Annotated in this window: 5 protein-coding genes; all 5 read left to right on the top strand. The window is 58.8% G+C overall.

All coding sequences use genetic code 11. From position 1 onward, the window contains the following. Positions 1–423: 423 nt before the first annotated feature. Positions 424–1,008, top strand: a complete 585-nt coding sequence (locus ACWCPQ_RS32750) for a nitroreductase family protein (RefSeq protein WP_449906254.1) — start codon at positions 424–426, stop codon at positions 1,006–1,008. 417 nt (positions 1,009–1,425) lie between these two features. Continuing rightward, positions 1,426–2,307 carry a fumarylacetoacetate hydrolase family protein gene (locus tag ACWCPQ_RS32745; RefSeq protein ID WP_449906251.1) on the top strand — a complete coding sequence of 294 codons (882 nt, stop codon included), beginning with the start codon at positions 1,426–1,428 and terminating at the stop codon, positions 2,305–2,307. Then, positions 2,300–2,734 carry a nuclear transport factor 2 family protein gene (locus tag ACWCPQ_RS32740; RefSeq protein ID WP_449906249.1) on the top strand — a complete coding sequence of 145 codons (435 nt, stop codon included), beginning with the start codon at positions 2,300–2,302 and terminating at the stop codon, positions 2,732–2,734. Before ACWCPQ_RS32745 ends, ACWCPQ_RS32740 begins: the two co-directional genes overlap by 8 nt. A 59-nt stretch (positions 2,735–2,793) precedes the next feature. Then, on the top strand, positions 2,794–4,536 hold the full coding sequence (locus tag ACWCPQ_RS32735) for an FAD-dependent monooxygenase (RefSeq protein ID WP_449906246.1): 1,743 nt from the start codon (positions 2,794–2,796) through the stop codon (positions 4,534–4,536). An 864-nt stretch (positions 4,537–5,400) separates the two neighbouring features. Then, a complete protein-coding gene (locus tag ACWCPQ_RS32730) occupies positions 5,401–5,622 on the top strand; it encodes a hypothetical protein (protein WP_449906244.1) in 222 nt (73 codons plus the stop codon). Positions 5,623–6,000 lie beyond the last annotated feature (378 nt).

Raw genomic sequence — 6,000 nt, 5'->3', positions numbered from 1 at the left:
GATACCCAGTTCGACTGCGGTCTGCTTGGCGGGTTTGCCTGCCCGGACCCAAAGCGATGGCTCGGGTCCGGAACTCGGTGGGGTAAGCACGTGGCACGTGGAGCAGCCTTTCGGTAAGGCTGTCAGTTAGCAACCCGAACTGGAACCCGACCGACGGGGCAGGTCACGAGGTCGCCTGAGCATGCAGCAGCCGCTTCCGACAACGGGGCGTTATGGTCAGACACGAAGACCTCCGATGGATGGGTGCGTTCCTAGGCAGCTCGCACTTCACTCGGAGGTCTTCGTTTTGTCAGCTCGCCACGCCGTCACCAACGTTCATGGTCAGTACACCTAAACTAGACAAGGATGTAGAACGTCAAGAACCTTGTCAAACATCATTCGGTTTGGCATACTGCCTGTAGTACTGCAGAGGTGGGAGGCAACGTGGCCGAGGCAGATTTCGATAGTCGAAATGTATTGCAGCTTCTACAAGACAGACGAAGCTGTGCTACCTTTGCTCCATCGGTAGTCGACTTACAGTCGGTTCAAAAAATTGCGCTTGCAGCAGGATTCACGCCGAGTGAACAGGATTTGCAGCCGTGGCGAATCCATGTAGCCCGGGGAGCGTCTCTTTCCGGGGTTTGCTCAGCGATGCTGCACTCAAATGTCGAGAAGGTCCGACAGGCAGGCGTCGCACTAATTTTTAGCGGTGATACCAGCGCAATCGACGACCGGGCTGCGGCAGCGAAATTCTACGCGACGCGGTCGCGCCGAGATTTCGTCGTCAGAAACGTCTCGATGTATCTGATGGCGTTCATGCTGGTGAGTGAGTCTTATGGCTACGCGACGCGCCCGATGGCGGGTTTCGATGAAGCTTTACTCGCGGAAGTCTGCGGGTTCGGGCCGACGCAGTTTCCTGTCGCAGTGCTACTAATTGGTGCAGCGGACCCCTATAGGAAGCCACCGCCGCGTAGTATGCGGCTGAGTTATCGTGAGCTGATCACGGACCTCGGGGATCAAGTCTTATGAGCAGTAGCTGTGTTCTATGCAGCCACGCGGAATCCGATCCGTTTGAGATTTATCGTGACCAATGGTGGGCCGCCGCAATTTTCCCGGGCTTTGAGGTGCCGGGATGGTATGTACTTCGCTTATTGCGCCACGCTGAAGGTCTGGCTGCGATGCGCGATGCTGAAGCGGAAGCTCTCGGTCCGGCGCTTCGCCGAGTGAGCAGCGCTATCAGCACAGTCTGTCGGACTGACGTCGTTTACGCGACCTGCTATGGCGAGGACAACAGACATCTTCATCTGCTGGTGACGGCGCGTCCAGATACCGTGCCGGCGCAGCTACGGCGCGGGAGATTGGCCGATATGGCTGACCAATTGGTCGATGCCGCGGACGCAATTCGAACCGCGGCAGAAGTACAGGAACTACTAAGGACGCAAGACGGTGAGACTGACCCGCACTGATGGTCGAGCATGTCTGCAGGTAGACGGGCATCATTACGATATCGAAAAACTCTCCGAGGGAAATCTGCCCTCAGATCTGGACGATATTGTTTCTTTACGACTACTGCCGCGCGTGGCGGAGCTATCGAAAACTTCTCCCTTTCCCTCTGAAGCGAAGATTTACGGCGTTGCCGGGCCACCGCTACGTCGACCGAGAATAATTTTCGGATGGGGGATGAACTTCGCGGACCACGCCCCGAACAGTCCTAGCACCCCGCAGGAACTACCTACTCTCTTTGTGAAATTCCCGTCGGCGGTCACCGGCCCCTACGACCCGATCGTGCTTCCCCGCGGTCACCGGCATGTGGATTGGGAAGCAGAGATCGCAGTAGTGATCGGTGTGCCAGGTCGTCGAATTCCGCGCCGGCTCGCGTTGGATCATGTCGCTGGTGTCATGTGTGCGCAAGATATCAGTGAGCGACACGTCCAACTGAACGCGGGCAAACAGTTTTGTCTCGGTAAGGGATTTGATACATTCTGTCCTTGGGGGCCCGCGCTTGTGACGCTTGATGAATTACCTGTACTTGATGAACTCGATATCAGCTGCCAGGTCAACGGAGAACTCGTTCAGCAAGCGAAACTTCGCGATATGATCTATGACGTACCTGCGATGATTTCTACCTTGAGCCAGTTCACTATGTTATGCGCTGGAGATGTCATTCTCGGCGGAAGCCCTGCAGGTGTCGGATTCTTTCACGAGCCCCCGCATTTTCTTGCGGAAGGCGACATCGTTGAAACGACTATCGCCGGCATTGGTACCTTGCGGAACCGCGTCATTAAAGAACCAGAATTTGTAAACAGAGAAAGGCGAAATCATGAGTAATCACATTTCCGGGAGCCCTCATGATGTCGGCACCATCGAGCACGCACTATGGCTCGTGGAGCGGCATATCCAAGAGGAGAATCCTTCTCAGATCGAGCAGGCCATGCGTCTCTATACCGATGACATTATCTGGGAAGTTCCCGGACGACGGCTTAAATATCAGGGAAAAGAGGAGGTGAAAGCCAATTATCTACGGATATTCGATGCAGCGGAGGATATTTCCTTCGAGCCGATCGAGCGCTTCGCGACGCCGGAACGTGTCATCGACGACATGCGAGTTCGGTTCAAACTGATCGGCCCGGGATTTGAGAATGCCCCCGTGCCCTTCGGCTCGGAGGTAGAAATGCGCCTCGTCCACAACTTCCATATCACCGACGGCCTGATTTCGCGTGAAATCGGTTACGAGATGTGGCTGACCAACAGCTGAAGAAATGCGAGTAGCATGCCCGCTGGCACATGGCTCACGACCACAGAATTAGGACAGTTATGGACAAGGCGAAGATCGTACGCACCGACGTGGTTGTAATTGGAGGGGCTGCGGTTGGATTGTCAGCCGCCGTCGCCCTCTCGCGATTCGGTGTTTCGGCAACAGTACTCGAACGGCGTGCGACAACGAGTCGGCATCCCAAAGCGCACTGGGAAAATGCTCGGACGATGGAAATTTTCCGACAATGGGGTCTGGAATCGGCTATCCGCGAAAATTCGCTTCCTCAAGCGTGGCTCAACGGTGCGTGCTTCGTTACTCGATTGCAGGGCATTCAACTGGGGGCTATTTCATGGGACGAGGACCCTGGATACCTCGCCCGGTCCGCCTCGCTGGGGCCAGCGCCGTCCAATAGTGCCTCACAGGATGTTCTCGAGCCAATCCTGTTCGAGGCGGCGGCCGCCCAGCCGAATATTGACCTGAGGTTCGGACATGAGGTGATCGGCCTCGACAACCTTGAGGACGCCGTGACCGTCGAAGCACGAGCCGTCGACGGCGCTCTGGTCGACGTGCGGGCACAATACGCCATCTGTGCCGACGGAGCGCGCAGTGTAACCAAGACGCTGCTCGGCATTGGGAATTCTGGCCCAGGCGTGCTGGGCCACCAACTAGGGGTGTACTTTACGTGCGATCTTCGCGATGTACTCGCGGACCGAAAGCACTTGCTCTATTGGCTGTACAACTCCGAGTTCGAAGGTGTTCTCATCAACTTGGATGGTGGTACCCGATGGCACCTCTTGTTTCCCTATGACCCGAGCAGCGAGTCACCTGATGATTACGAACACGCTCGCTGCGCCGAATTGGTAATGAACCATGTAATTGGCGGTATAGCTCCGCCAGTGATCGTTCATAGCGTCCTGCCCTGGAACATGCAAGTGAACCTGGCTGACAGTTTCCGGGCCGGACGTGTCTTTTTCGCGGGTGACGCCGCCCATAGCATGCCACCGACTGGAGGTCTGGGCCTGAACACGGGGGTCGCCGACGTGCACAACCTCGCATGGAAGATCAATGCCGTACTCCGTGGCGGCGCCTCCGACCAGCTGCTCGATACCTATGAATCCGAGCGGCGGCCGGTAGCCAAATACAACGCAGATTACAGCATGACCAATGCGATGAAGATGGCAGACACTGGATTGTCCGGGATCTTGGTACGGACCCCTGGCGGGCTGGCCGCACTTGAGGAGCCTGACGGTGCGGCGCTACGGGAACAGATCGCTCAAGCCATTCCCGAGCAGCGAGAGCAGTTCTACTTCGATGGGGTCACGCTCGGCTACAGCTACGACAGTGCCGCCATCGTTTCGGATGGCACAGCGCCTGAGCCATCGACAATCAGCGAATATCGGCCGACGGGCCGACCAGGCGCACGAGCCCCGCACGTATGGCTGGACATGGCGGGTAAAAGGCTCTCCACGCAAGATCTGGCCTCAGAACGCTTCGTGCTCCTCGCAGGCGCAGATGGCGATGCTTGGGTCAGTGAGGTTGATGAGCTAACGACCGGAAATGCCGCCCTGCCTGTCGTGGCATGGAAAGTGTGTCGCAGTAGAAATGGTTGCCAAGAGGCGCTCACCACAGATGAGCCGTTTGAGCAAATCTATGGATTGAGCGCCACCGGGGCTGTCCTCATTCGTCCCGACGGCCATATCGGCTGGCGCTCAAAATCGTTGCCTTCTGACCCAGGCGCCACCTTGCGGGTGGCCCTCGACGACATTCTCTGCGTGTCGCGGGCCGCAACAACGCTCATGTAAGCAGTGGGAAAACTGCGGCGAGGCCCACACCGTCGTCCGGCATTTGTAAGTTCGACTCATAGTCGAGTGGAGGCCGAACCCTGGGTGCGGGGCACTGGTCGCCGGTGTGGTTCTGTCGAGGTCGGTGAGATGTATTGGTGCACTCGGCGACCGGGACGTGTGCAGTGCGAAAGCGCAGGTTCATGCCCTGGGACTTGCAGCCGGCGACCCCGCCCGCTGGTTGAACCGTCGACTGATCTGGCGAGCAGCGGTTTCGTGGTCGGGGTCAGGTGCCCCGTAGCGTGTCGTGGGAGTCCGGACGGGCTGACTGGTGAACCGTCTGTCGCCTGCGCGGTTGACTTGCCCGTGATGTGTCTCCCGTCCGGTCTCCGTTCACGGTCTGACTCGACAGAGGCGTGACGAAGCGTTACCCGCCTGAGGTTCGTGAGACGGCCGTCCGTCTGGTTCTGGCACGGCTGGATGAGTTCGAGGCCCGTACGCTGCCGCCGGCGCAATAGGCCCGCTGGTAGACGTGTATTACGAGACGTTGCGGATATGGGTGAAAATGGCCCTCGCCCGGGGCCCCCGGCCGGGCGCAATGGCCGGAACCGAGCTGTCGTCGGCTTAGCGTGACGAGCTGGCACGACTGCGGAAGGAAGTGTGAGACCTCAAGTAGTTCAACGAGATACTGAAGTTGGCCTCAGCTTTCTTCGCGCGGGAACTCGACTCGCGACACCACTGATCGTCAGGTTCATCCACGAACACCGCCAGGCCTACGGCATCGAGTCGATCTGCCGCGCGCTCGCCGCGCACGGAATCCAGATCGCGCCGCGAACCTATCGCAATGCCCGCCGCTGGCAACTGTAGGCCTGCGATATCGCAGATATGGACGTGGAGAACGCATTACGCGATCTGGCCGAGCAGCCGGAGGTAATGTACGGGCTCACCGTGGTCGCCCACATCAGCTGCGGACCGTGGGAAATCACCCTGCCGTCGGTGCTGTTCAGTACGCCGATTCCCGAGCCGCTTGAGCGAGCCCGCAGCGGCTACGCGAGCACATTTCGTGCCCAGCAGATTCTTCTCGAGCCCCCCCACGAAAGAAGATGAGAATGCCTGAGCCTTTTGACGAGGTCTTCGCCGACCTGCATAACCGAACTCGGCCCGCGGGTTGTGGCGCTTGATCCGGGGGACTCCAGCAGTCCGATCAGGCAGTACCCGGATCCCGTGTTGAGTCCGACCGCTATGAGCCGCGCTTCGACGGAGATACGAGCGAACTACCGCCCGAGGTGTGCTGGACGCTGCATCGCTGGTGTCCAGGTCGACGACAGAATGCTACAACCACACCGGTTTCGGTATCGCGCCGCTGGATAGCCGGGCGGCGTCGAGCCGGATCACCGTGCCGTCGATCACCGGCAGCTTCCCGGCTGGGGCGACCCACGATGACCGATGCGTGAGCCTGGGGTGCAGGCGATTCCACGACCGTGC

It is taken from the genome of Nocardia sp. NPDC001965 (assembly GCF_053594175.1).
The sequence above is the reverse complement of the archived record's forward strand: the minus strand, read 5'-3'. Positions and strand labels throughout refer to the sequence as shown.

Excerpts from the sequence above, each read along its gene's own strand:
- ACWCPQ_RS32735 (WP_449906246.1), top strand. The coding sequence starts at position 2,794 with ATGGACAAGGCGAAGATCGTACGCACCGACGTGGTTGTAATTGGAGGG.
- ACWCPQ_RS32740 (WP_449906249.1), top strand. The coding sequence starts at position 2,300 with ATGAGTAATCACATTTCCGGGAGCCCTCATGATGTCGGCACCATCGAG.
- ACWCPQ_RS32730 (WP_449906244.1), top strand. The coding sequence starts at position 5,401 with ATGGACGTGGAGAACGCATTACGCGATCTGGCCGAGCAGCCGGAGGTA.